The organism is Scytonema sp. PCC 10023, from assembly GCF_963920835.1.
GTDB lineage: Bacteria > Cyanobacteriota > Cyanobacteriia > Cyanobacteriales > Nostocaceae > Kalymmatonema.
On record NZ_CAWUDP010000283.1, the window covers coordinates 1 to 1,547 of the forward strand.

General features: G+C 41.3%; 2 protein-coding genes. One reads left to right on the forward strand and one right to left on the reverse strand.

Annotated features, from left to right (window positions below):
• Positions 1-40: 40 nt before the first annotated feature.
• Positions 41-235 (reverse strand): hypothetical protein, encoded by a 195-nt coding sequence (locus ACM0OZ_RS48720; protein WP_414590137.1) that lies wholly within the window; start codon positions 233-235, stop codon positions 41-43.
• A 57-nt stretch (positions 236-292) separates the two neighbouring features.
• Between ACM0OZ_RS48720 and ACM0OZ_RS48725 the strand changes: the two genes are divergently transcribed.
• Positions 293-1,423, forward strand: coding sequence for an RNA-guided endonuclease InsQ/TnpB family protein (locus tag ACM0OZ_RS48725; protein ID WP_414590138.1), 1,131 nt, complete (start codon positions 293-295; stop codon positions 1,421-1,423).
• The last annotated feature ends 124 nt before the right edge of the window (positions 1,424-1,547 follow it).

Consider the following 1,547-nt stretch of genomic DNA (forward strand, 5'->3'; position numbering starts at 1 on the left):
CAGGGAAAGAAACTGTAACTCAATCTCTGCTCACCTCTACTCATTGCTGGTCATTTTTGGGTAGGTTTTCAACAATCAGTTGGTCGATAAATTTTCTAAATCGTTCTTGCCAATCAGGGACGGTTTTAAGTTTTTCTTTCTGTCCCTCGTACCCTCTAAAGGCAATTATTCCCTTGTCTAGAGGTCGTTTCAATCTCTTCTTCGCACCAAGTTGATTATTTTTTTGAAAAGGCATTGCAATCACCATGTATGTTTGTTAACATACATATAACATCAAAAATAAGGTTGGTCAATGCTTTTGGGTTTCAAGACTGAATTGAAATTAAATAACCAACAGCGCGTTGCATTAGCCAAGCATTGTGGAGTAGCTCGTCATGCCTGGAATTGGGGACTGGCTTTGACTAAACAGATTTTGGATCATAACAATGCCTTAGCCGATTCAAAGATTAAGTTTCCTACAGCCATTGACCTGCATAAGTGGTTAGTGGCATTAGTGAAATCTGAAAACGAATGGTATTATGAATGCTCAAAATCCACACCACAACAAGCGTTAATGGCACTGCGTGAAGCTTGGAAACGATGCTTCAACAAGGCTGCTGGCATTCCAAGGTTCAAGAAAAAAGGTAAACGTGACTCTTTCACGCTTGAAGGTACAGTGAAAATTCTTGGAAACAACAAGATTCAAGTACCTGTAATCGGTGTTCTCAAAACCTATGAAAGACTACCACAAGTACCAACTAAGTCTTGTACGATTTCTCGTCAAGCTGATAGATGGTTTATTAGTTTTCGATTTGATGTAGAACAGCAGGACTTAGGCAATACAACGGCAGTTCCTCTACTTGGGGAAACCCCAAGACCGGACTGCCTCAGCATTGTAGGAGTTGACCTTGGTGTCAAAAACCTTTGCACTCTCAGCACTGGTAATGTGATACCAGGTGCAAAGTCCTACAAAAAATACGAAGCAAAGTTGTCCAGAATGCAATGGTTGAACCGCCATAAAATCATCGGTTCAAACAATTGGAAGAAAGCGCAATTGCAGATAGCTAGGTTGCACAGAAAGATTGCTAATACCCGTAAAGACACATTGCACAAACTCACCACACTACTAGCCAAGAACCACGGCACGGTAGTGATTGAAGATTTAAATGTGTCTGGGATAATGGCTAATCATAAACTGGCTAAAGCTATTGCTGATATGGGATTTTACGAGTTTCGTCGTCAACTGACCTACAAGTGTGAACTGTATGGTTCCAAATTGGTTGTAGTTGACCGTTGGTTCCCGTCCAGCAAGACCTGCTCTAACTGTGGAACCAAAAAAGAAACACTCGGACTGAATGAGCGAGTGTTTGAATGTGGTCACTGTGGATTCACAATTGACCGCGATTTAAACGCTGCAATCAATTTGTCAAGAGTCGTCAGTTAGACGATGCTAGCCTGTGGACTGGTTAACGCCGACGTTGCCAGGATGAAGCAAGGAAGTAAACGAAACTCAAAGTGATAAGCAATGAATATTGTTGAGTAGCTTTGAGTAGGATTTATATAACGGT

Excerpts from the sequence above, each read along its gene's own strand:
- ACM0OZ_RS48725 (WP_414590138.1), top strand. The coding sequence starts at position 293 with ATGCTTTTGGGTTTCAAGACTGAATTGAAATTAAATAACCAACAGCGC.
- ACM0OZ_RS48720 (WP_414590137.1), bottom strand. The coding sequence starts at position 235 with ATGCCTTTTCAAAAAAATAATCAACTTGGTGCGAAGAAGAGATTGAAA.